General features: G+C 71.9%; 15 protein-coding genes and 1 pseudogene. 7 read left to right on the top strand and 9 right to left on the bottom strand.

Annotation, left to right across the window (positions count from 1 at the left end; genetic code table 11):
• Positions 1–22: 22 nt before the first annotated feature.
• The gene (locus ACH4DX_RS06600; protein WP_398154256.1) at positions 23–2,536 is read right to left on the bottom strand and encodes a DEAD/DEAH box helicase; all 2,514 of its coding nucleotides are present in this window, start codon (positions 2,534–2,536) and stop codon (positions 23–25) included.
• Positions 2,537–2,657: 121 nt separating this feature from the next.
• On the opposite strand from ACH4DX_RS06600, the gene ACH4DX_RS06595 reads away from it, so the two are divergent.
• Entirely contained in the window at positions 2,658–3,452 is a 795-nt protein-coding gene (locus ACH4DX_RS06595) for a metal-dependent hydrolase (RefSeq protein WP_398154255.1), read from the top strand.
• Positions 3,453–3,664: 212 nt separating this feature from the next.
• Here ACH4DX_RS06595 and ACH4DX_RS06590 read toward each other — a convergent pair.
• The 5 genes and pseudogenes from ACH4DX_RS06590 to ACH4DX_RS06570 form a co-directional block, all read right to left on the bottom strand.
• Positions 3,665–4,582: pseudogene (locus ACH4DX_RS06590) on the bottom strand (cation:dicarboxylate symporter family transporter); the annotation flags it as partial.
• A gap of 39 nt (positions 4,583–4,621) precedes the next feature.
• Positions 4,622–5,677: a tartrate dehydrogenase gene (locus ACH4DX_RS06585; protein WP_398154254.1), complete on the bottom strand. Its 1,056-nt coding sequence runs from the start codon at positions 5,675–5,677 to the stop codon at positions 4,622–4,624.
• A gap of 69 nt (positions 5,678–5,746) precedes the next feature.
• Positions 5,747–6,664: a LysR family transcriptional regulator gene (locus ACH4DX_RS06580; protein ID WP_398154253.1), complete on the bottom strand. Its 918-nt coding sequence runs from the start codon at positions 6,662–6,664 to the stop codon at positions 5,747–5,749.
• A gap of 93 nt (positions 6,665–6,757) precedes the next feature.
• Entirely contained in the window at positions 6,758–8,539 is a 1,782-nt protein-coding gene (locus tag ACH4DX_RS06575) for an ABC transporter ATP-binding protein (RefSeq protein WP_398154252.1), read from the bottom strand.
• Entirely contained in the window at positions 8,536–10,584 is a 2,049-nt protein-coding gene (locus ACH4DX_RS06570; protein ID WP_398154251.1) for an ABC transporter transmembrane domain-containing protein, read from the bottom strand. Before ACH4DX_RS06570 ends, ACH4DX_RS06575 begins: the two co-directional genes overlap by 4 nt.
• A gap of 179 nt (positions 10,585–10,763) precedes the next feature.
• Here ACH4DX_RS06570 and ACH4DX_RS06565 point away from each other — a divergent pair, with 179 nt between their 5' ends.
• A complete protein-coding gene (locus tag ACH4DX_RS06565) occupies positions 10,764–11,534 on the top strand; it encodes a L,D-transpeptidase family protein (RefSeq protein WP_398114014.1) in 771 nt (256 codons plus the stop codon).
• An 81-nt stretch (positions 11,535–11,615) separates the two neighbouring features.
• Here the strand turns inward: ACH4DX_RS06565 and ACH4DX_RS06560 are convergent, their stop codons facing one another.
• From ACH4DX_RS06560 to ACH4DX_RS06550, 3 genes are all read right to left on the bottom strand, one after another.
• Positions 11,616–13,076 (bottom strand): Gfo/Idh/MocA family protein, encoded by a 1,461-nt coding sequence (locus tag ACH4DX_RS06560; protein ID WP_398154250.1) that lies wholly within the window; start codon positions 13,074–13,076, stop codon positions 11,616–11,618.
• Positions 13,077–13,259: 183 nt separating this feature from the next.
• On the bottom strand, positions 13,260–16,568 hold the full coding sequence (locus tag ACH4DX_RS06555; RefSeq protein WP_398154249.1) for an FAD-binding and (Fe-S)-binding domain-containing protein: 3,309 nt from the start codon (positions 16,566–16,568) through the stop codon (positions 13,260–13,262).
• An 81-nt stretch (positions 16,569–16,649) separates the two neighbouring features.
• A complete protein-coding gene (locus ACH4DX_RS06550) occupies positions 16,650–17,093 on the bottom strand; it encodes a MarR family winged helix-turn-helix transcriptional regulator (RefSeq protein ID WP_398114009.1) in 444 nt (147 codons plus the stop codon).
• A 113-nt stretch (positions 17,094–17,206) separates the two neighbouring features.
• Between ACH4DX_RS06550 and ACH4DX_RS06545 the strand changes: the two genes are divergently transcribed.
• From ACH4DX_RS06545 to ACH4DX_RS06525, 5 genes are all read left to right on the top strand, one after another.
• The gene (locus tag ACH4DX_RS06545) at positions 17,207–19,108 is read left to right on the top strand and encodes an ABC transporter ATP-binding protein (protein ID WP_398114007.1); all 1,902 of its coding nucleotides are present in this window, start codon (positions 17,207–17,209) and stop codon (positions 19,106–19,108) included.
• A gap of 76 nt (positions 19,109–19,184) precedes the next feature.
• A complete protein-coding gene (mltG, locus tag ACH4DX_RS06540; protein ID WP_398114005.1) occupies positions 19,185–20,027 on the top strand; it encodes an endolytic transglycosylase MltG in 843 nt (280 codons plus the stop codon).
• Positions 20,028–20,212: 185 nt separating this feature from the next.
• Positions 20,213–21,571 (top strand): S8 family serine peptidase, encoded by a 1,359-nt coding sequence (locus tag ACH4DX_RS06535; RefSeq protein WP_398114003.1) that lies wholly within the window; start codon positions 20,213–20,215, stop codon positions 21,569–21,571.
• A 349-nt stretch (positions 21,572–21,920) separates the two neighbouring features.
• Entirely contained in the window at positions 21,921–22,823 is a 903-nt protein-coding gene (locus ACH4DX_RS06530; RefSeq protein ID WP_398154248.1) for a helix-turn-helix domain-containing protein, read from the top strand.
• The gene (locus ACH4DX_RS06525) at positions 22,820–23,851 is read left to right on the top strand and encodes a hypothetical protein (RefSeq protein WP_398113999.1); all 1,032 of its coding nucleotides are present in this window, start codon (positions 22,820–22,822) and stop codon (positions 23,849–23,851) included. The genes ACH4DX_RS06530 and ACH4DX_RS06525 overlap by 4 nt, the downstream gene beginning before the upstream one ends.
• Positions 23,852–23,993: the final 142 nt, after the last annotated feature.

Below are 23,993 nucleotides of genomic sequence, written 5' to 3'. Positions count from 1 at the left end.
CCTGTCCAGGGGATCGGGAAGGTCAGAGCTGCCCGACGTCCGTGACCCGGACGACGGCGCGGCCCTCCTCGTCCGAAGCCGCGAGGTCGACCTCGGCGCTGATGCCCCAGTCATGGTCGCTGTTCGGGTCGGCGAAAGTCTGCCGGACGCGCCACAGACCGTGCTCCGCGTCCTCCTCGATGCGCAACAGCTTGGGGCCGCGCGCGTCGGGCCCGGTGCCCAGATCCTCGTACTCGTCCCAGTACTTGTCCATGGCGGCACCCCAGGCGTCCGCGTCCCAGCCGGACTCCGCGTCCAGCTCGCCGAGCTCCTCGACGTGGTCCAGGGCGGCGAGCTCCACGCGGCGGAAGAGCGCGTTGCGGACCAGGACGCGGAAGGCGCGGGCGTTGGCCGTGACCGGCTTGACCTGGTCGGCCCTCTCCTGCGCCTCCTCGGCCGTCATGACCTCGGGGTTGGCGAGCTGCTCCCACTCGTCCAGGAGGCTGGAGTCGACCTGCCGGACCATCTCGCCGAGCCAGGCGATGAGGTCCACCAGGTCCTCGGACTTCAGGTCGTCAGGGATGGTGTGCTCCAGCGCCTTGTACGCGCTCGCGAGGTAACGCAGGACGATGCCCTCGGTCCGGGCAAGCTCGTAGAACGACGTGAACTCCGTGAAGGACAGCGCCCGTTCGTACATGTCCCTGATCACGGACTTCGGGGACAGCGGGTGGTCGCCGACCCACGGGTGGCTGGTGCGGTAGGTGTTGTAGGCGTGGAAGAGGATCTCTTCCAGCGGCTTCGGGTACGTGATGTCCTGAAGGCGCTCCATCCGGTCCTCGTACTCGACGCCGTCGGCCTTCATCAGTGCCACGGCCTCGCCGCGTGCCTTGTTCTGCTGGGCCGCGAGGATCTGGCGCGGGTCGTCGAGGGTGGACTCCACGACGGAGACCATGTCGAGGGCGTACGAGGGCGACTCGGGGTCGAGCAGTTCGAAGGCGGCGAGGGCGAAGGTCGACAGCGGCTGGTTCAGCGCGAAGTCCTGCTGGAGGTCCACGGTCAGGCGCACGACGCGGCCGGTGGCGTCCGGCTCGTCGAGCTTCTCGACGACGCCCCCGTCGAGCAGGGAGCGGTAGATGGCGATGGCGCGACGGATGTGGCGCAGCTGCTGCTTGCGCGGCTCGTAGTTGTCCTCGAGAAGGCGGCGCATCGCCTCGAAGGCGTTGCCGGGCCTGGCGATCACCGAGAGCAGCATGGTGTGCGTGACGCGGAAACGGGACGTGAGCGGCTCGGGATCGGAGGTGATGAGCTTCTCGAAGGTGTTCTCCGTCCAGCCCACGAAGCCCTCGGGAGCCTTCTTGCGCACCACCTTGCGGCGCTTCTTCGCATCGTCGCCGGCCTTGGCCAGCGCCTTCTCGTTCTCGATGACGTGTTCGGGCGCCTGCGCGACGACGAAGCCTGCCGTGTCGAAGCCCGCACGCCCGGCGCGTCCGGCGATCTGGTGGAACTCACGCGCGCGCAGGGTGCGCACACGGCTGCCGTCGTACTTGGTGAGTGCCGTGAAGAGCACCGTGCGGATGGGCACGTTCACGCCGACGCCGAGGGTGTCCGTGCCGCAGATGACCTTCAGCAGGCCGGCCTGCGCGAGCTTCTCCACGAGACGGCGGTACTTGGGCAGCATGCCGGCGTGGTGCACGCCGATGCCGTGCCGGACGTAGCGCGAGAGGTTGCGGCCGAACTTGGTGGTGAAGCGGAAACTGCCGATCAGCTCGGCGATCTGGTCCTTCTCGGCGCGCGTGCACATGTTGATGCTCATCAGCGACTGGGCGCGCTCAACGGCCTGTGCCTGCGTGAAGTGCACGATGTAGACCGGCGCCTGCTTGGTCTCGAGCAGTTCGGTCAGGGTCTCGGTGATGGGGGTGAGGCGGTATTCGTACGAAAGGGGGACCGGGCGGGTGGCGGAGCGGACCACGGAGGTGGGGCGGCCGGTACGCCGGGTGAGGTCCTTCTCGAACATGGAGACGTCGCCGAGCGTCGCCGACATCAGAATGAACTGTGCCTGCGGCAGCTCGAGCAGCGGGATCTGCCAGGCCCAGCCGCGGTCCGGTTCCGCGTAGAAGTGGAACTCGTCCATCACGACCTGGCCGATGTCGGCGTCCTTGCCGTCACGCAGCGCGATGGAGGCGAGGACCTCGGCGGTGCAGCAGATCACGGGTGCGTCGGCGTTCACGGAGGCGTCGCCGGTGAGCATGCCGACGTTCTCGGTCCCGAAGAGCTTGCACAGGTCGAAGAACTTCTCCGACACCAGCGCCTTGATCGGCGCGGTGTAGAAGGTGACCTTGTCGGCGGCGAGCGCGGAGAAGTGCGCTCCGGCGGCTACCAGGCTCTTTCCCGACCCGGTGGGTGTCGACAAGATCACGTTCGCCCCGGAGACCACCTCGATCAGCGCCTCCTCCTGGGCCGGGTAGAGAGTGATGCCCTGTTCCTCGGCCCACGACGAGAAGGCTTCGAAGAGGGCATCGGGGTCGGCATCCGGCGGCAGCTGATCGATAAGGGTCACACCCCCATCTTGCCCCTCTTCCGACCCGATCAGGGAACCGGAGGGCCGCACGAAGATCACGAACGATACGCTGGTCCGCCAACGGGGCTCGGGGACAACGGAAATGGGGCGGGCGGCAGCAATGATGGGACCGGCACACTCTCTGTCGGGGGCAGCGGCGTGGCTGGGGGTCGGCGCCGCCGCGGCTGCCGCGGGGCACTCGATGCCCTGGCCGGTGCTCCTTGTGGGGGCGCTCATCTGCGCCGGAGCGGCGCTCGCGCCCGACCTCGACCACAAGTCGGCGACCATCTCGCGCGCCTTCGGACCGGTCTCACGCGGCCTGTGCGAGATCGTCGACAAGCTCTCGTACGCCGTGTACCGGTCGACTCGCAAAGCGGGGGACCCGCGCCGCTCGGGCGGTCACCGTACGCTGACGCACACCTGGGTGTGGGCGGTGCTGATCGGTGCGGGCGCGTCGGTGCTCGCGGTGGCCGGTGGCCGCTGGGCGGTGCTGACGCTGCTCTTCGTACACATGGTGCTCGCCATCGAAGGGCTGCTGTGGCGGGCCGCGCGCGGGTCGAGCAGCGATGTCCTTGTCTGGCTCCTCGCCGCGACCAGCGCGTGGATCATGGCGGGTGTCCTGGACAAGCCGGGCAACGGGTCGGACTGGCTGTTCACGGCGCCTGGCCAGGAGTACCTGTGGCTGGGGCTGCCGATCGTCCTTGGCGCGCTGGTGCACGACATCGGGGACGCGCTGACCGTCTCCGGCTGCCCGATCCTGTGGCCCATCCCGATCGGACGCAGGCGCTGGTACCCGATCGGGCCGCCGCGCATGATGCGGTTCCGGGCCGGGAGCTGGATCGAGCTGAAGGTCCTGATGCCGGTGTTCATGCTGCTCGGAGGCGTGGGAGGCGCGGCCGCCCTCAATTTCATCTGAGGCGGCGGGGCCCGTCCGGGGGAGTCCCGGGTCGGCCTGGCGGGGCCTTGGTGCCAGGTTTTGGCCAGGGTCGGAGCGGATCCCGTGTCGTGGCCGTCGTGGCCCGGTGGTGGGGTGGACTCCGGTTCGGGGTCCGCAGCCGGTTCGGGTGTGCCGGTGCGCAGGACGCGGTTGACGCGGGCGGTGTCGAGTGCGCCTTCCCAGCGGGCCACGAGGAGGGTGGCGACGCTGTTGCCTGCGAGGTTGGTCAGGGCGCGGCACTCGGACATGAACTTGTCGATGCCGAAGATCAGCATGATGCCGGCGGCGGGCACGGTGCCGACGCTGGAGAGCGTGGCGGCCAGGGCGATGAATCCGGCGCCGGTGACACCGCCCGAGCCCTTGGACGTGAGGATCATGACGGCGAGCAGGCCGAGCTGCTGGCCGGGGGAGAGCGGTGTGTCGGTGGCCTGGGCGATGTAGACGGTGGCCAAGGACCGGTAGAGGGAGCTGCCGTCGAGGTTGAAGGAGTAGCCGGTCGGCACGGTCAGGCCGACGATGTCGCGACGTACACCGAGGGCCGCGAGCTTGGTCATGAGGCGGGGCAGCACGCTCTCGGAGGAGGACGTGCCGAGGACGACGAGGAACTCCTCGCGCAGGTGGTTCAGGAGTCGGAAGATGCTGATCCGCAGGAGTGCCAGGGCGCCGCCGAGGACCACGACGACGAAGAAGAGCGAGGTGCCGTAGGACAGGCCGATGAGACGGCCGAGGCTGGTCAGGGTGGAGATGCCGTACTTGCCGACGGTGAAGGCCATCGCGCCGAAGGCTCCGACGGGCGCGGCCAGCATGATGTAGTGGAGGATCTTGAACACGACGGTGCTCAGCCGGTTCACGCCTTCGACGATCGGGGCTCCGGCCGGGCCCACGGCCTTGAGCGCGACACCGAAGAGCACCGAGAAGAAGATCACCTGAAGGATGTCGCCCTCGGCGAAGGCGCCCACGGCGCTGGAGGGCACCACGTCGGTGAGGAAGTGCCACCAGCTCTGGCCCTCGCCGTCCTTGACGTACCGGGCGGCATCGCCGGAGAGGCGCAGTTCCCCGGGGTGGGCGTGGACGCCGGCGCCCGGCTGGAAGACGTTCACGGCGATCAGGCCGAGAGCCAGGTGGACGCAGCCGGGGCGTGGGAACGGTCAGAGCAGTTCGAGGAGTGTGTCGGTGAACTCGGCGGTGGTCGCGGTGCCGCCGAGGTCGGGTGTGCGGACGTCGGTCTTGGCAAGGACCGCGGCGATCGCGTCGGTGACGTCCTTGGCCGCCCCGGGGTGGCCGAGGTGCTCGAGCATCAGGGCCGCGGACCAGATGGTGCCGAGCGGATTGGCGATGCCGCGGCCCGCGATGTCGGGGGCGGAGCCGTGCACCGGCTCGAACATCGAGGGGTGGGCGCGCTCCGGGTTGAGGTTGGCGGCCGGTGCGATCCCGACGGACCCGGCGACGGCGGCGGCGAGGTCGCTGAGGATGTCGCCGAACAGGTTCGAGGCGACGACCACGTCGAAGCGGGCGGGGTCAAGGACGAACTTCGCCGCGAGCGCGTCGATGTGCTCCTGGTCCCAGGAGACCCGTGGATGGACGGCGGCGCGTTCGGCGACGAGTTCGTCCCAGAACGGCATGGTGTGCACGATGCCGTTGGACTTGGTGGCCGAGGTGAGCACCCCGCCGCGCCGTCCCGCGAGATCGAAGGCGAAGTCGAGGACACGGGTCACTCCCGCGCGGGTGAAGACCGCTTCCTGGACGGCGATCTCCTCGGGCGTACCGCGGTTCAGCCGCCCGCCGATCTCGCTGTACTCGCCCTCGACGTTCTCCCGTACGACGACGAACTCCACGTCACCAGCGGCGGCGCCGCGCAGCGGGCTGTCGACTCCCTCGAAGACCCTGATCGGCCGCATGTTGACGTACTGGCGGAAGCCGCGCCGGATCGGGATCAGCAGCCCCCACAGGGAGACGTGGTCCGGCACGCCCGGGCAGCCGACGGCGCCCAGCAGGATCGCGTCCTTCTCGCGCAGCTGATCGAGGCCGTCCGGGGGCATCATCGCGCCCTCGCGGAGGTAGCGCTCGCAGGACCAGTCGTAGGAGGTGTAGGTGAAGCCGACGCCGTGGCGGGCGCCGACGGTGTCCAGGACCTGCTGGGCGGGCGGCAGGACCTCCGTGCCGATATCGTCGCCGGGGATGAGTGCGATGTGGTGGCGGGTCATGCGCCGATTGCAGCAAGCAGGCCGCTTCACCGTCCAAGTCGCTGTGCCGATCTGCCTTATAGGCCCGGCCTATCTGCCGCCCACCTGCCGGGCTTCCTCCGCTCGGCTCTCGACGGCGTCCAGCGCGCAGCCCACGAAGGTGCGGGCGGCAGGGGAAAGCCCCGTACGACGGCTGACCAGCGCAATCCGCAAGGTCGTCCTCGGCTCGATGTCCACGACCAGAGCCCCCGCCTGTTCGGCCATGGTGCGCCAGGACTCGGTGACCACGGCAAGGCCGACCCTGGCGAGGACCAGGGGCAGGATCGCCACCCGGTGCTCGGTCTCCGCAGCGACGGTGATGTCGATCCCTCGCTCGCGCAGCCCGTCGACGTACGCGCGCATGCCGGTGCCCCGCTGCCCGACGATCAGCCGGTGCCCGGCAAGCTCCTCGCAGGCGATCGACCGGGTCCCGGGAAACGGCCCGTCGGGCGGGGTGACCAGGACGAAGCGCTGCTCCCCCGCGGCATGGGAGGCCACCTCCTTGTCGGGGAGCGGCCCCGAGGTGGCGAGCAGGCCGAGTTCGGCGGCGCCGGTGCGCACCATGTCGACGACGTCACGGGAGGTGAAGGCGGCCCGGACGCTCACCGACACTCCGGGGTGGCGGCCGCTGAACGCACGGATCATCGTGGTCAGCGGCTCGACCGCCTGGGAGGGCATGGCGGCGACGTCGAGCCTCCCCTCGCGCAGCTCGTGGACGGCCGCCACGCAGGACCGGGCGGTCGCCAGGCTGCGTACGGCGGCCCGGGCCGGTTCGATCAGCGCCGTCCCGGCCTCGGTGAGAACCGCCCGGCGGCCGATCCGGTGGAACAGGCTGCCGCCCAGGTCCCGCTCCAGGGCCCGCACGGCCTGGGAGAGCGCGGGCTGGGAGAGGTAGAGCGCGGTCGCCGCCCGGTTGAAGCCACCGTGATCGACGATCGCGAGGAAGTACTCCAGCTGCCGGATGTCCATGACGGCCATCCTGCCCACGAGGCGCCGGGGACCGGGCGCCCGACCTCACCACCGCCCGGTCGCGCCGCCGCACCCCCACCCCCGCCCGCGGCCTCACCCGTGCCACGACCTCCACAGCGCCGCGTACGCCCCGTCGGCCCGCACCAGGTCGTCGTGGCTGCCGAGCTCGCTGATGCGGCCGTTCTCGACGACGGCGATGACGTCGGCGTCGTGGGCGGTGTGCAGGCGGTGGGCGATGGCGATCACCGTGCGGCCGTCCAGGACGCGGGCCAGGGAGCGCTCCAGGTGGCGTGCCGCACGCGGGTCGAGGAGCGAGGTCGCCTCGTCGAGGACGAGGGTGTGCGGGTCGGCGAGTACCAGCCGTGCCAGGGCGATCTGCTGGGCCTGCGCGGGGGTGAGACCCACACCGCCCGAGCCGACCTCGGTGTCGAGCTCGTCATCCAGGCCGCGCGCCCAGTCATCGGCGTCGACCGCGCCGAGGGCCGCCCACAGCTCGGCGTCGTCCGCGCCGTTCCGCGCGAGCAGCAGGTTGTCGCGGAGGGAACCCACGAAGACGTGGTGCTCCTGGTTGACGAGCGCCACGTGTGCGCGGACGTCCTCCGCTGGCATCCGCGCCAGCTCGGCACCACCCAGGGTGACCCGGCCGGTGCGCGGCCCGTAGATGCCCGCGAGCAACCGGCCGAGGGTGGACTTGCCCGCCCCGGACGGACCGACGAGCGCGACCCGCGAACCGGGCCGGACGGAGAGGGACACCTCGCGCAGCACGTCGACGCCTTCGCGGTAGCCGAAGTGCACGTCGTCCGCCAGCACGTCCCGCCCCTCGGGCCGCACGGAGTCGTCGCCCGCTTCGGGCTCGATGTCCCGCACACCCACCAGGCGCGCCAGGGACACGTGCGCGACCTGCATCTCGTCGTACCAGCGCAGGATGATGTTCAGCGGGTCGACGAGCATCTGGGCGATCAGCGCACCCGTGGTGAGCTGGCCGACGCCGATCCAGCCCCGCAGGACGAAGACGCCGCCGATCATCAGGACCGAGCAGAGCACGATGATGTGGGTGGCGTTGATGACGGGGAAGAGAACCGAACGCAGGTAGAGCGTGTAGCGCTCCCAGGCGGTCCATTCCTTGATGCGCCGCTCCGACTGTTCGACGCGGCGCGCCCCGAGACGGTGGGCCTCCACGGTCCGGCCCGCGTCGACGGTCTCGGCGAGCGCGGCGGCCACGGCGGCGTACCCGGCGGCCTCCGAGCGGTACGCGGACGGCGCCCGCTTGAAGTACCAGCGGCAGCCGACGACGAGGAGCGGCACGGCGAGCAGCAGCGCCGGTGCGAGCGGCGGCGCGGTCACGGCGAGCCCACCGACCAGCAGGCCCGCCCACACCACGCCGATGGCCAGCTGCGGCACGGCCTCGCGCATCGCGTTGGCGAGCCGGTCGATGTCCGTGGTGATCCGGGACAGCAGGTCGCCGGTGCCCGCGCGCTCCAGGACGCCCGGCGGCAGCCCGACCGACCTGACCAGGAAGTCCTCCCGCAGGTCCGCCAGCATGCGCTCCCCGAGGATCGCCCCGCGCAGCCGCACCTGGTGCACGAACAGGGCCTGCACGACGAGCGCCAGGGCGAACAGGGCGACGGTGCGTTCCAGGTGGAGTTCGCGAGATCCGTCGGAGACGCTCTCGACCACGTCGCCGAGGAGGTAGGGGCCCACCATCGACGCGGTCACGGCGAGCGTGTTCACGCCGATGAGCAGCAGGAAGGCACGGCGGTGACGTCGGAACAGCTCGCGCACGTAGGAGCGTACGGTGGCGGGTCCCGCGACGGGCAGCGTCTCCGCGGTGGTCGGGGCGGCCGGGTCGTACGCCGGTGGCGCCAGGCCGATCATGCGGGCTCCTCGGTGTCGGTGCCTGTGTCGTTCGTGATGTCCGGTACGCATACCCTGCGCAGGCTGTCGTCGTGCTCGGACGGTCTCGCCGCCTGGGCACGCGGTCCTGCGACCACCGCGGCTGCCGAGACCTTGGCGGGCGCCGCCGCCTCGTGGTCCGTCTCGCGCGTCACGACGGCCCGGTACCGAGGATCGGTGATGATCAGTTCGCGGTGTTCGCCGACGGCGCCGACCTCGCCGTCGTGGAGGAACACGACGCGGTCGGCGCGGTCCAGGAGCAGCGGCGACGAGGTGAGGACCACGGTGGTGCGGCCGGCGCGCAGCCCGCGCAGACCGTCGGCGATCCGTGCCTCGGTGTGGGAGTCGACGGCGGACGTCGGCTCGTCGAGCACCAGGGCCTCGGGGTCGGTGACGAGGGACCGGGCGAGCGCGAGGCGCTGGCGCTGGCCGCCGGAGAGGGAACGCCCGCGCTCGGTGAGGCGTGCGTCCATGGGGTCGTCCCCGACCGACCCCTGGACGAGGGCGTCGAGCACGTCGCCGCACTGCGCGGCGGCCAGGGCACGCCGCGGACTCACGGCTCCGGACGCCGGTACGTCGAGCAGGGCGCGCAGGGTTCCGGACAGCAGGACCGGGTCCTTGTCCTGGACGAGGACGGCGGTACGCGCGACGTCGAGCGGCAGGTCGTCGAGCGGTACTCCGCCGAGACGGACGGACGGCAGGCCCGCCGCCTCCTCGGACGCGGGGTGCCCGCCGAGACGTTCGGCGAGACGGCCGGCCGCGTCCGGGTCGCCGCACACCACGGCGGTGAGGCTTCCGGCCGGGGCGAGCAGACCTGTGGCCGGGTCCTGGAGGTCACCGGCAGGCACGGCGGGTTCGTCCTGCGCACCGCCCGAGGAGGGGCTGCCGACCCGCGCGAGCGCCTGCTCGGACATCGGCGCCGACGCCGGTTCCGGCACCCGCGCCGACGCCGGTTCCGGCACCTGCTCCCATGCCGGTTCCCGCACCCGCTCCGATGCCGTTGCCGTCACCCGATCCGGTGTCGTCGGCCGCGTCCGTTCCAGTGAAAGCACTCGTGCCGCGCGCTTCGCCGAGGGGCGTGAGAAGGAGTACGCCATCGCGATCTCCTCGAAGTGCCGCAGGGGGTAGTTGAGGAGCATCACGGCGCTGTAGACGGTGACCAGTTCACCCACCGTGATCCGGCCCTCGCGGGCGAGGTGCACCCCGTACCAGACGAGCGCGACCAACAGCAGCCCCGGAAGGAGTACTTGTGTGGCCGAAATGACCGCCCACATGCGGGCGCTGCGCACCGCGGCCGTCCGTACCTCCTGCGAGGCACGCCGGTAGCGGTCGAGGAACAGGTCCTCGCCGCCGATGCCGCGCAGCACCCGCAGCCCGGCGACGGTGTCCGAGGCCAGCTCGGTGGCGCGCCCGGCCTTCTCGCGCTGGACGTCGGCGCGGCGGGTGGCGCGGGGAAGGAGCGGCAGGACGGCGAGGGCCAGGACCGGGATGCCGATGGCGACGACCGCGCCGAGCGCGGGCTGGTACACCAGGAGACCGACGCAGACCGCGAGCAAGGTGAGGGCCGCCGCCGCGAACCGGGACAGCGCCTCCACGAACCAGCCGATCTTCTCGACGTCGCCGGTGGACACGGCCACCACCTCGCCGGCGGCGACCCGCCGGGTGAGCGCGGCGCCGAGGACCGCGGTCTTGCGGGCGAGCAGTTGCTGGGTGCGGGCGGCCGCGGTGATCCAGTTGGTGATCGCGGTGCGGTGCAGCATGGTGTCGCCGAGCGCGACGGCGACACCGGTCAGCAGGATCACACCGCCGGAGACGGCGAGGCGGGTGCCGGAACCGTCGACGACGGCCTGCACCGCGAGCCCCACGGTGTACGGGAGTGCCGCGATGCCGAGGAAGTGCAGCAGCCCCCAGCCGAGGGCCTTGAGCTGGCCGCCGAGCTGGTTGCGGCCCAGCCAGAACAGGAAACGGGGTCCTGAGCGGGTGTCGGGCTCGCCCGGGTCGGCGTACGGAAGATCGCGAATGTGCATGATGTCCCAGCGGACGGAGCGGAAGGAACGGGTGGAGACAACAAACTGTGCAAGGTTCGCCTCGCGAGGTGGCTCGAAGCAAACGAATTTCCGGTACCTGGCAAAGAGTCGGCCATTCCCGGGGGCGGGGCGCGGCCCACGGTCCGTCGCAGCCGTGGCCCGGTGCGACCATGGGGCGCATGCGTATAGCCGGTGTGGCGCGAACGGCGGCCGCGGCAGCGGTCTGCTCCGTCCTGCTGACCTCCCTGACCTCCTGCGGCACGAGCGACACGGGTGACGGACGCAAGGGCGGCAAGAGGGGCGCGCACGGGATCACGGACGGGCGCACCACCGATCTCCGGCGCATCCCGGACGTGGGCGACCGGCTGCACTCGCGGATTCCCCGCGACTCCCGCCAGGTGGTGGCCGTCTACGGCCGGAGCAGGAACTTGGCAGACGCGACGGTCGTTCTCTACACGAGAGCTGCCGCGGGAGCGGGAGGGGGAGACGCCACCTGGAAGAAGGAGCGCAGCTGGCCCGCCCACAACGGCAAGAAGGGCTGGACGCTCGACCACCGTGAGAACGACAAGCGCAGCCCGGTGGGCGTGTTCACGCTCAGCGACGCGGGTGGTGTCCTCGCCGACCCCGACCCCTCCCGCGGCTCCGGCCTCCCGTACACCGAGTCCGCGGCGTTCCAGGCCCCGCGCTACTGGCCGAAGACGCACTGGCACGACTTCGACCACGTCATCGCCATCGACTACAACCGCGTCAAGGGCACCCCGCCCAACGACCCCACGCGCCCGCGGGGGCAGGCGAAGGGCGGCAGCATCTGGCTGCACATGGACCACGGCAGCGGCACGTCCGGGTGCGTGAGCCTGTCGAAGTCCGGCATGCGGTATCTGCTGCGCACGCTGGACCCGAAGCAGCACCCGGTCGTGGTGATGGGCGACAAGGCGGCACTGCGGGACTGAGCCGAGGGTGGACCCCGGTGGCCGGGGCGCGCTCCGCGCGGACCGCCCCCGCAGCCCGCCCCGTGGCCCACCCCCGTGCGCTCAGGACTCCTTCGGCTTCTCCGAGTCCATGCCGGGCCGTGCCTTCTTCCACAGACCGCGGGTGAAGTCCGGGATCGCCTGCGGCGCGCCCTTGGCCTTGATCGAGGCGTGGCTGAGCGGCACGGGCGCCGTCCAGGTGGCCGCGTCGTACACGTCGAAGTCCGGTACGAGCCCGAGCCGCATGCACTGCATCAGGCGGTACACCATGAGGTAGTCCATGCCGCCGTGCCCGCCGGGCGGGTTGGCGTGTTCCTTCCACAGCCAGTGGTCGAACTCGGCGGCGTACTCGCCGAAGTCGCCCCACTCGTCGTCCGTGTGGTCGGGCTCGAGGTAGATGCGCTCCGGGTAGTCCTCGAACACACCCCTGGTGCCGCCGAGGCTGTTGATGCGGCTGTAGGGGTGCGGTGTGGAGACGTCGTGCTCCAGACGGATCACGCGGCCCTTGGCGGTCTGTACGAGGCTGATGGTGCGGTCGCTCTCGATGTACGTCTCCTTCCAGCTCGGGTCGCCGGGAGGCATGTGCTCCTTGCGGTACTCGGCGAGGCCGAGTGAGGGGGTGCCGAAGCTGGAGATGTGGGTGACGCGGTCGCCGCGGTTGACGTCCATGTAGTTGGCGACGGGACCGAAGCCGTGGTTCGGGTAGAGGTCACCGCGCAGCCGCGTGTGCCACAGCCGCCGCCACGGACCCTCGTAGTACGTCGGGTGGAACATCAGGCCGCGCAGGTCGTGGTTGTAGGCGCCCGCGCCGTGCAGCAGGTCACCGAACTTGCCCGCGTGCGCCATCCGCAGGACCCGCATCTCGTTCTTGCCGTAACAGCAGTTCTCCAGCTGCATACAGTGTCGGCGGGTGCGCTCGGACAGGTCGACGAGCTGCCACAGCTCGTCCAGGCGCATGGCTATGGGGCACTCCACACCGACGTGCTTGCCGTTCAGCATGGCCGTCCTCGCCATGGCGAAGTGGGTGTCCCAGGGCGTCGCCACGTACACGAAGTCGATGTCCCCGCGGCGGCACAGCTTCTCGTAGTCGTGATCGCCGTTGGTGTACGCCGCGGGGGCGGGCTGTCCTGCGGCGACGACCTTCTTCGAGGCCTTCGCCACCTTGTCCTTGACCGGGTCGCACAGCGCGACGACGCGTACGCCCGGCTGCGCGAGGAACAGGTCGATCATGCCGCCACCGCGGTTGCCGAGGCCGACGATGCCGACGCGCACCGTGGAGCGGGCCTGGAACGGTACGCCGATCATCGTCCTGCCCTTGGCTGCCGGGGCCTCGGCCGCGGTCGCCGCCACTCCCGCCGGGGCTTCGGCGGGGGCGTCCGCGTGGGCGGTGCCGGAGCCCAGGGCGCCCAGGCCGAGGCCCGCCCCGGCAAGTCCGGCCGTGCGGAGGACCGTACGCCGTGAGTGACCGTCGGTGGACTCGTCGGTGGACTCTTCGGGCGCCGGTGTCGCGTTCTCGTCGTGCATCGGACCTCCGTCATCGCGGTGCCTACCTGTGGGCGGAAGACACCCTGATGGCGGTGCGAGCGGGGCGCAAGGGGTCGAAGTGGCCGGGGGGTTGGACTTTTCGTCGGGTGCGTGGTGGCGTCCGCATGTGCGACGCGGCAGGGGGGCGACGGCGTGACGGTGCCGGGTGCGGGGCGCCCGGGCTCACTTCCGCCGGGTACCCCCGGCAGGCCCTGTGTCTTCTGTGTCCCCTGTGCTCACTGGGCCCCCCGGGCCACCTGCTGGGCCCCCTGGGCCCCCTAGGCCCCCTGCGCCCTCGGGCCGCGTGGCCCGTTCCAACTCCATCAGCACGGACCGATAGGTTCGGCCCGTCGCGTGGTCCATCCCCACCTCGCACATCCGGTTCGCCGACAGGTACGCGTCGTATGTACGGGACGTCACCTCCGCGGCCTCCTTGCGGGTCGCGGACCGGGTGAGTTCCTCGTGCAGCATCCCGCGGTCGCCGGCGAACGCGCAGCAGCCGGTGTCGTCGGGCACCACGACCTCGTCCGCGCAGGCCTCGGCGACGGTGAGCAGGTGTGCCTCGTCGCCCAAGTGGCTCATGGAGCACGTGGGGTGGAGGACCGCGGAGCCGACGCGGCGGTGCGGTGTGAGGTGGGGCAGCAGTTCCTCGGCGGCCCACACGACCGAGTCGACGACCGTCAGCTCCTGGTGCAGTCTGCGGTTGTCGGCGGTGAGGTACGGCACGACCTCCTGGGCGATGCCGAGCGTGCAGGACGAGGCGTCCACGACCAGGGGCAGGGCGCCGCCCGCTGTCCAGCCCCAGGCGGCCTCGACGATACGGTTCGCCATCAGTTCATTGCCGGTCCCGTACCCCTTGGAGTGCCAGATCGTGGCGCAGCACGTGCCCGCGACGTCGCCCGGGATCCACACCGGCTTCCCGGCGCGGGCCGAGACCGCGACGACGGCCTGGGCGAGGGAGACGTCGCCGGGGCTCGCGAAGATGCGGTTGACGCACGCCGGGTAGTAGACGGCGCACGCGCCGACGCGAGCGGTGTGCGGGAGCCTGGCGGAGGCGGGTCCCGGGATCTCCGGCAGCCACTCCGGGACCAGGTCGGGACGCACGGCCCTGCGGGCGGCACGGGTGACGGCGCGCAGGACGCGGTCCCCGCGGTTGCCACGGGCGTCACGCCCGGCACGTTCGCCAGGACCTCCGTCGTCCCCGAGGCCGCCACGGCCCTCGCCGTCCCTGAGACCGTCACGGGACCCGCCGTCCCCGAAGCCGCCACGCGCACCGCCCTCCCCGAGGCCGCTACGGGACCCTCTGTCCCCGAGGCCGCCACGCCCACCCCGTGAACCCCGGCCTCCGCCGAGAAGGCCGCCCAACTTGTCCGCCGCAGCCACCGCGAGCCGCACGCAAGCCTCGACCGCGCCGAAGTGCCGGGCGGTCAGGGCGGCCACGCGCTCCTCCCGCCGGGAGTGCCTGGCCTGCCGGAAGTCCTTCATCAGGGCGCCGGTGTCGATGCCGACGGGGCAGGCGAGCTTGCAGGTGGAGTCGCCCGCGCAGGTGTCCACGGCGTCGTACCCGTACGCCTCGACGAGACCGTCCTCGACCGGCGAACCGGACGCCTGGCGCATCATCTCGCGGCGCAGCACGATGCGTTGGCGCGGTGTGGTCGTCAGGTCCTCGCTCGGGCACGTCGGCTCGCAGAAGCCGCACTCGATGCACGGGTCCGCGATCGGCTCGACCTTGGGGATCGTCTTGAGGCCGCGCAGATGGGCCCGCGGATCACGGTTGAGGACGATGCGCGGCGCGAGCACGCCGTCCGGGTCGATGACCTGCTTGGTGCGCCACATCAGCTCCGTCGCCTTCGGTCCCCATTCGAGTTCGAGGAACGGCGCGATGTTGCGGCCCGTCGCGTGCTCCGCCTTCAGCGAACCGTCGAACCGCTCGACGGTGAGGCGGCAGAACTCGTCCATGAACGCGGCGTACCGGTCCACGTCGGTGCGCAGGCCCGCGTCGAAGGCCAGCAGGAAGTGCAGGTTTCCGTGCGCCGCGTGCCCGGCCACGGCGGCGTCGAAGCCGTGCCGCGTCTGGAGTTCGAGGAGCGCCTCGCAGGCCTCCGCGAGGCGCGCCGGGGGTACGGCGAAGTCCTCGGTGATCAGCGTCGTCCCCGCGGGGCGTGAGCCGCCGACGGCCGCCACGAACGCCTTGCGGGCCGTCCAGTAGCCCGTGATCGTCTTCGGGTCGCGGGTGAACTCGTTGGTCACCGAGGCCACGGGTGCCACGAGGGAGAGGCCGTCGAGCACCTCGGCGGCCGCCGCCTCGTAGGCCGTCTGACGGGCCTCGTCCGGTGCGCGGAACTCCACCAGGAGCGCCGCAGTGTCCTTCGGCAGCCCCGCCCAGTCGGCCGGGACGCCCCGGACGCCGACCGACGCGCGCAGGGTGTTGCCGTCCATCAGCTCCACCGCGAGCGCGCCCGCCTCGGTGAACCGCGGCACGGCGGCCGCGGCGGCGGGCAGGGAGGGGAAGAACAGCAGGGCGGTGGAGACCCGCCGGTCCAGCGGGAGGGTGTCGAAGACGACTTCGGAGATGAAGCCGAACGTGCCCTCGGAGCCGACCATGAGGCCGCGCAGGATCCGCACCGGCGTCGCGCCGTCGAGGAACGCGTCCAGGCGGTAGCCGTTGGTGTTCTTGATCTCGTACTTCGCGCGGATACGGGCGGTGAGCTCCGGGTCCGCCTCGATCTCGCGCTTGATCTCCAGGAGGCCGGCGCACAGGGCGGGTTCGGCGTGCGCGAGCAGGTCGTCGGCGTCCGGGTCCGCCGTGTCCACGACCGTGCCGGAGGGCAGCACGAAGGTCAGGGACGCGACCGTGCGGTAGGAGTTGCGGGTGGTGCCCGCCGTCATGCCGGAGGCGTTGTTCGCCACGACGCCCCCGACGGTGCAGGCGATCGCGCTGGCCGGGTCGGGGCCGAGGACGCGGCCGTGCCGGGCGAGGGTGGCGTTGGCGCGCACGATCGTCGTGCCGGGCCGGATCCGCGCCCGCACGGAGCCCAGTGCGTGCGCTGGGCCCGCTGTGTCCGCCGTGTCCGCTGTGCCCTCGGCCTTCCGGCGGGGCCCGTCGAGCACCTCGATGCCCGCCCAGTGCTTGCGTACGTCGACAAGGATGTCCTCGCCCTGCGCCTGGCCGTTCAGCGAGGTTCCCGCGGCGCGGAAGACGACCTCGCGGCCCCTGCCGTGCGCGTACGACAGGACGGCCGACACGTCGTCGATGTCCTCGGCGACGACCACGACCTGGGGCACGAAGCGGTACGGACTCGCGTCCGACGCGTACCGGACCAGGTCGGACACCTTGCTCAGGACCTTGCCGGGGCCGAGGATCGCGGTCAGTTCGTCGCGCAGCGGTCCCGGCGTGCCGCCGGCCCGGCCGTCAGGGACCCGGTCGCAGGACGGGTCCCGGCCGTCCGTGGCGGGGCGCAGTGCGTCGGGATCGGGCTCCAGCAGGGGCATGGCCTCTCCTCGGCGGGGTCGGCGGGGTCGCGGGGCAGGCGGCGGGTCGGGGCTGCCCGAGGGCGGCTCCCCGACGCCCCCTCAGCAGTGTGGCTGATCCGGCGCGTCGAACAGGGCGTCGAGCAGGCCGCCCAGCTGCGCGCGCTGCGCGGTGTCCAACGGAGCCAGGATGTCCTCCGCAGCGGCCCGGCGCGCGCCGTGCAGCCGTCCGAGGGCCTCGCGCCCGCCCTCCGTGAGCTCTATGCGGATGACGCGGCGGTTGGTGGGGTCGGGGGCGCGGCGCACCAGGCCCGCCCCCTCCAGGCCGTCGACCAGGCTGGTCACGGCACGCGGGACGACCTCCAGGCGCTGCGCGAGGTCGGCCATGCGCGGCGGGGTGTCGTAGGACGACAGGGTGCGCAGCAGGCGGGACTGCGCCGGTGTGACCCCGATGGGCTCCAGGTGGCGCTTCTGGATGCGGTGCAGCCGACGGGTGAGCCGCAGCAGCTGCTCGGCGAGGAGTCCGTCGGTGTCCGGTGTGCTCATGGGGGAACGGTATCAGGACCTCGTACATTGTGAGCATAGGTAACAATGAGCTATCCTCTTGTGGTCATCGCCGGTCCTTCGCGTCCGGCCCGCGTCGTATCCCGTAGGAGCCCATGCGCTACGACAAACACACCTCGGACAGCCGCGTCGGCGAGCACACCTCAGACGGCCGTGTCGACGAACGCGCGTCGGGCAGCCGTATCGGCGAACACGCGACAGGCGGCCGTGTCACAGACGCCGCCCCCGCATCGGGCGTCCCCGAGGAACCGCACCAGCTGCGCCGCATCCTCCGTCTCTTCCGTCCCTACCGCGGCCGCCTCGCCTTCGTCGGCCTGCTGGTCTGTGCCGCCTCCCTGGTCTCGGTGGCCACCCCCTTCCTCCTGAAGGAGATCCTCGACACCGCGATCCCCGAGGGCCGCACGGGGCTGCTGAGCCTGCTGGCCCTCGGCATGATCCTCAGCGCGGTGGTCACGAGCGTCTTCGGCGTCGTGCAGACCCTGATCTCGACGACCGTCGGCCAGCAGGTCATGCACGACCTGCGCACCGCCGTGTACGGCCGCCTCCAGCACATGTCCCTCGCCTTCTTCACGCGCACCCGCACGGGCGAGGTCCAGTCCCGCATCGCCAACGACATCGGCGGCATGCAGGCGACCGTCACCTCCACGGCGACGTCCCTGGTGTCGAACCTGACGAGCGTCATCGCCACCGTCGTCGCGATGCTCGCCCTCGACTGGCGTCTGACGGTCGTCTCGCTGCTGCTGCTCCCCGTGTTCGCGTGGATCAGCCGTCGCGTGGGCCGCGAGCGCAAGAAGATAGCCACCGAGCGCCAGAAGCAGATGGCCGCGATGGCGGCCACGGTCACGGAGTCCCTGTCGGTCAGCGGCATCCTGCTCGGCCGCACGATGGGCCGCGCCGACTCCCTCACCCGGTCCTTCGAGGAGGAGTCCGAGCGGCTCGTCGACCTCGAGGTCCGCTCCAACATGGCCGGGCGCTGGCGCATGTCCGTGATCACCATCGTGATGGCGGCGATGCCCGCCGTCATCTACTGGAGCGCCGGTCTCGCCTTCCAGCTCGGCGGCCCCACCGTCTCCATCGGTACGCTCGTCGCCTTCGTCACGCTCCAGCAGGGCCTGTTCCGGCCGACCGTGAGCCTGCTGTCCACCGGTGTGCAGATCCAGACGTCCCTCGCCCTGTTCCAGCGCATCTTCGAGTACCTCGACCTGCCCATCGACATCACCGAACGCGACGAACCCGTCCGGCTGGAGACGGTCAAGGGCGAGGTCCGGTTCGAGGACGTCGTCTTCCGCTACGACGAGCAGGGCGCCCCCGTGCTCGACGGCATCGACCTCACGGTGCCCGCGGGCGGCAGCCTCGCGGTCGTCGGGCCCACGGGCTCCGGCAAGTCCACCCTCAGCCACCTGGTGCCCCGGCTGTACGACGTGAGCGGCGGCCGGGTCACGCTGGACGGCGTCGACGTGCGCGACCTGGACTTCGACACCCTCGCCCGCGCGGTCGGCGTCGTCTCCCAGGAGACCTACCTCTTCCACGCCTCGGTCGCGGACAACCTGCGCTTCGCCAAGCCGGACGCCACGGACGAGGAGATGTGGGCGGCGGCGCGCGCGGCCCAGATCCACGACCACATCGCGGCCCTGCCCGACGGGTACGACACCGTCGTCGGCGAGCGCGGCCACCGCTTCTCCGGCGGCGAGAAGCAGCGCCTCGCCATCGCCCGCACGATCCTGCGCGACCCGCCCGTCCTCATCCTCGACGAGGCGACCAGCGCGCTCGACACCCGCACCGAGCACGCCGTCCAGCAGGCCATCGACGCCCTGTCGGCCAACCGGACGACGCTCACCGTCGCCCACCGCCTGTCGACGGTCCGCGACGCCGACCAGATCGTGGTCCTCGACTCCGGCCGGACGGTCGAGCGCGGCACCCACACCGAGCTCCTCGCCCGTGGGGGCCGGTACGCCGCCCTGGTCCGCAGGGACGCCCAGCTGGAGCCGGTGACGTAGGACAGTGGGGCGAGCTGTACACGCATATGCGGCAGATTTACAGGAAATATGAAGAATGTCGGGTTAGCGTGCCCGCATGCACACCATGACCCCGCCACGGGGAAAGAAACGGGGCACGATCCGGCTGACGCGCCGGGGCTGGATCGCCGTGCTCGCCATCGGCAGCGCGGCGGCGGTCACCGCCGTGACGGTGCCGCTGCTGCTGCCCGACGACGAGACCCGGCCCAAGACGCTGACCGTCCCGGAGGGCTGGCGCTCCGCCCAGGTGTACGCGGCCGTCGACAAGGCCCTGAAGGTGCGGCCCGGGACCACGAAGCAGACCGTCTCCAAGACCGACCTCAAGCTCCCGGGTGACGCGGGCGGCAACCCCGAGGGCTATCTCTTCCCGGCGACCTACCCCATCGGCTCGCAGTCGACGCCCGCCTCCGTCCTGTCGTACATGGTCAACACCGCGAACAAGAAGTTCAGCGGTGGTCATGTCACCGCCGGGGCCGACCGGAACGCCGTGAACATCTACCAGACGGTCACCATCGCCAGCATGGTCGAGGCCGAGGCGGACAGCGAGAAGGACATGGGCAAGGTCGCCCGTGTCATCTACAACCGCCTGGACCGGGGCATGCCGTTGCAGATGGACTCCACCATCAACTACGCCCTCAAGCGCTCCACCTTGAAGACCACCCATCGCGATACGAAGGTCAGCAGCCCCTACAACACCTATGCCCGCATGGGTCTGCCGCCGACGCCCATCGGCAATCCCGGCGAGGCCGCCATGCGGGCCGCGACCAGCCCCACGCCGGGGGACTGGCTGTACTTCGTGACGGTGAAGCGGGGGGACACGCGGTTCACAGCGCAGTACGAGGAACAGCAGCGGAACGTGGCGGAGTTCAACCGCAACGCGAAGCGGGCCGCCGCCCACTGAGCGTCGGGCCTTGTGCCGCCACGGCCCGCGCGAGACCCTGGCGTGCGCTCCGCCGAAGCCCGGGCAGCGAAGCCCGGGCAGCAGGGCCGAAGCCGGGGCAGCGGAATCTCCGGCAACGGACGCACCACGCACCGCACATGATCCCGACCCGTCCACGGTTCATGAAAGGTCCAGGTGCACCGCAGATGAGGCAGACGAGAAGGTCCTCATGCCGCAGGCCCGCGGGCGCGGCAGTGTCCGCCGTGCTGATCGCCGCCGCGGGTCTCCAGCTCGGCGTCGCTCCCGGTGCGGGCGCCCGTGCGGTGGCGACGGACGGCTGGATCGTCGTCCTGAAGGAGCCCGCGGGCGCCTCCGCGGCCGATGTGCCTGCCGTGGCGCGCGAACTCGTCGGGCGGGCGGAAGGGGCGAGGCTCGGGCATGTGTACCGGGCCGCGCTGCACGGGTTCTCCGTACGGATGACCCGCGCGCAGGCGGCCCGCACGGCCGCCGACCCCCGAGTGGCCCTCGTACGCGAGGACACCCGAGTCGCCCTCGCACGCCAGGACACCCGCGCGACCCTCACCGGTCAGGACACCCGCGTACGCCCGGAGACGCCACGGGAGCGACCGGCGGCTGCGGACGGCGCCCGGGACCGGGGCCGGGACGGGGCCCGAATACCCTCCGCGCGCGCCCGTCTCCCGCAAGCCGACGAGACGCAGCCGAACGCCCCCTGGGGACTGGACCGCGTCGACCAGCGGCGGCTGCCGCTCTCCACGACGTACACGTACCGGACCACCGCGCCCGACGTCGGCGTGTACGTCATCGACACCGGACTGCGCACCTCGCACCAGGAGTTCGGCGGCCGGGCCTCGGTCGGTGTCGACACCGTCGGTGACGGGCAGAACGGCAACGACTGCAACGGCCACGGCACCCACGTCGGCGGCGTCACCGCGGGTGCCACCTACGGGGTGGCGAAACAGGCCGGCCTGGTGGCGGTGCGCGTCCTGGGCTGCCAGGGGTCGGGCACCGTCTCCGGAGTCGTCGCGGGCATCGACTGGGTGACGGCCAACGCCGCGCGGCCCGCCGTGGCCAACATGAGCCTGGGCGGCGGGGCCAGTGACCTCGTCGACCGGGCCGTACGCGGGTCCATCGCCGCGGGTGTCACGTACACCGTCTCGGCGGGCAGTTCAGGACAGTCCGGCGGCGCCTGCTCCAGTTCCCCCTCGCGCGTGCCCGAAGCGGTGACCGTCGGCGCCAGCGACCGCTCCGACCGGGTGACGCCCTCCTCCAACCACGGCCCCTGCGTGTCGCTGTTCGCGCCGGGCGACCGCATCCCCTCGGCCTGGAAGGACAGTGACACCGCCACGGCCACGCTCAGCGGTACGTCGATGGCGACCGCGCACGCCGCGGGCGCGGCGGCGCTGCACCTCGGCCTACGGCCCGGGGACACACCGGCGCAGGTGAAGCGGGGTCTGGTCGACAACGCGACCGCGGGCGTACTCCAGGGCGGCGGCCGGCCGGTCGTCCCCGACAAACTGCTCTACACCCTGTACCCGGCCGGGTGACCCTGCGTAGTACCCGCCCGAGTGACTCTTCGTAGCCGCCGCAGCGGCTCCTACGGCCTGGCGGGGGCCCGCATATGGTCCTGGCATGCCTCATTTTGAGTCAGCATGCGGTGCTGATTGTTCCCCGATCGCCAGTTCCAGTCGCCCAGGGCGCCCGAAGGTTCCATGCTTGGCTGCCGGTTCCGAAACCAGGGCGTCCACGGGCGTCCGGAGGGACCGGCTCCGGACGTAGACGGCCGCGGACGCACATGAGGAGCCTGATGTACAGGCGAGACAGGAAACACCCACGGGGCGGGCGCGGCGGCGAGGAGGCCCCGCCACAGGCCGGGCGAGGTGAGGGAGGCGCCGGGTGACCGGCAAGGCCATGTCGACGCCGTTCTCCGAGGGCCCCCCGCGCAGCAAGCGGGGCCGCAAGCTCGGACCGGTCACGGACGGAACCGGTCCCGCCCACCGCGCCTGGCTCGAACCGCTGCGCGCGTCCTATCTGGCCAGCGGTCTGACGATCGGCCATCTCGAGCGTGAGACGGGCTGGTCCCGGTCGAAGATATCGGAGCTCCTGCGCGCCGCGGGGCGCTATCCCCGCTGGGAGTTCACGCGCAGCCTGCTCACCGCCCTCCACTGGCCCGCCCCGTCGATGGCGTACATGCGCGCCCTGTGGGCACTCGCCGCACGCGAGGCCAACAAGCGAACCATCTGGATCAACAGCTGCCTGCGAGGGGACGGCCTGTCCGCCGACGATCGCCTTCCACTGCACTTCGCCGCCTTCCAGGACCTGTACCGCGACGCCTACACCGGCTACGCGCACACCTTCCTGCGGCGCCGCCCCGACGCGCGCCGCGCGGTCAACGACGTCTTCATCCTGCTCCTGTTCCTCTGGGACGAGGCCCTGGCCGGTGACAACCCCGAGCGGTTCGCCTGGCAGATCCTGCGCCAGACCGTCATGGAGCGCACGCCCCACCCCGACGGCAGCCCCGCCCTCCTCGAAGCCGCCTTCGACACGGTCGCCCTGCGCACGGCGGCCGACCCCGTCGCGCAGATCGAGGAGTCCATGCGCCTCTTCGACGCGCTGCGACGACTGCCCCCCCGGGCAGCTCGACGTCATGGTGCTGCTGCATCTGCGCGCCATGGACGAGAACGCTGTCGCCGGGGTGCTCGGCGTGCCGCTCGCGACGGTGCGCTCCACGGCCAGGCACGCACGGCGTCACCTCGACGGCTGTCTGCGCACCGCCTTCCAGGAGGGACACCCCGGTGACCGCACCGATTGACGAACTGCTCGCCCGCGCCCGGCTCCAGGACGGGACCGACACCCCGAGCGACCCCGTCAGGATGCCCCCGCCCGGCACCACCACGGCCCCGAAGCGGCGTCCGTCGGCAGGCCGGGCCCACGGCCACATCGCCGCCACCTTCCCCACGGCTACCGGGGGGTCCACGGCACCCTTGGGCCCCCCGGCCCCACCGGGCGGCACCGCCGCGGCGGCGGACGTCGGCAGGGCGGACGGCGCGCACCGGGGTGCGGCACGCGACCTGCGGAACCTGTGCGAGGCGGCCGTGACCGCCCGGGCCATCGCCTCGCTGCGCGACTTCGTCACCCGGGTGCTGCCCGAGCCGCCCGGGGCCCGGGTGCTCGGCTGCATCATGCAGCTGAACGGCGCGGAGGACTCGGCCCGCTTCTGGTGGCAGTACGCCGCCGGCGCCGGTGACGTCGCCGCTTCGTACTGCCTCCATCTGCACCATCTCTCCCTCGGCGAGCGGGGCGAGGCGGTGTGGTGGCAGCGGCAGACGCCCGGCGCCCGGGGGCTGGCGGGTGCCGCCGCCGACCCGGCGCCGCCGGGTGCCGCCGCGGAGTTGGGCGCCGCCGCGGAGCCGGGCGCCGCCGTCGTTCCCGCCCCGGACGCGCCCGGGCCGGGCGGGGTGCCCGAACCTGGCGGGCGTCCTGAGCCGGGCGGGCGTCCTGATCCTGGCGGGCGTCCCGAGGCGGGCTTCCCCCACGGCCATCCGCCCGTGCGCACCGACCGGAGCGTGCCCACCATGCTGCGGGTGCTCAGCGGGCTCAAGGTCACGGAACGGGCGGTCGGCCCGGGAGCCCGGCCGGGTGTCGTGCGCGTCGTCATGGACTACGTCGCGTCCGCCGTCGACTACGTGGACCCGGACCTCGAACTCCCGCTGCCCTGCGCCGACTTCACCGACCACATCCGCGTCCTGACCTCCCCGGCCGCCAGGGCACCCCGCTCGACGGCGCCACGCCACCCCCTCACTGTCCGCCGCGCGGCCCGCTCCTAGGGTTGGCGCCGCACGCCGCAGCGGGGTGAGGTCCCGCGACGCACGGCGACCCGCACATGGCCTACGGCGACCTGCATACGAGGACCCGCACACGGCCTACGGCGACCCGTATACGAGGACCCGCATCCGGCGTACGGGTGCA

This window comes from Streptomyces sp. NPDC017940, from assembly GCF_044328435.1.
In the GTDB taxonomy this organism is placed as follows: domain Bacteria; phylum Actinomycetota; class Actinomycetes; order Streptomycetales; family Streptomycetaceae; genus Streptomyces.
The sequence above is the reverse complement of the archived record's forward strand: the minus strand, read 5'-3'. Positions and strand labels throughout refer to the sequence as shown.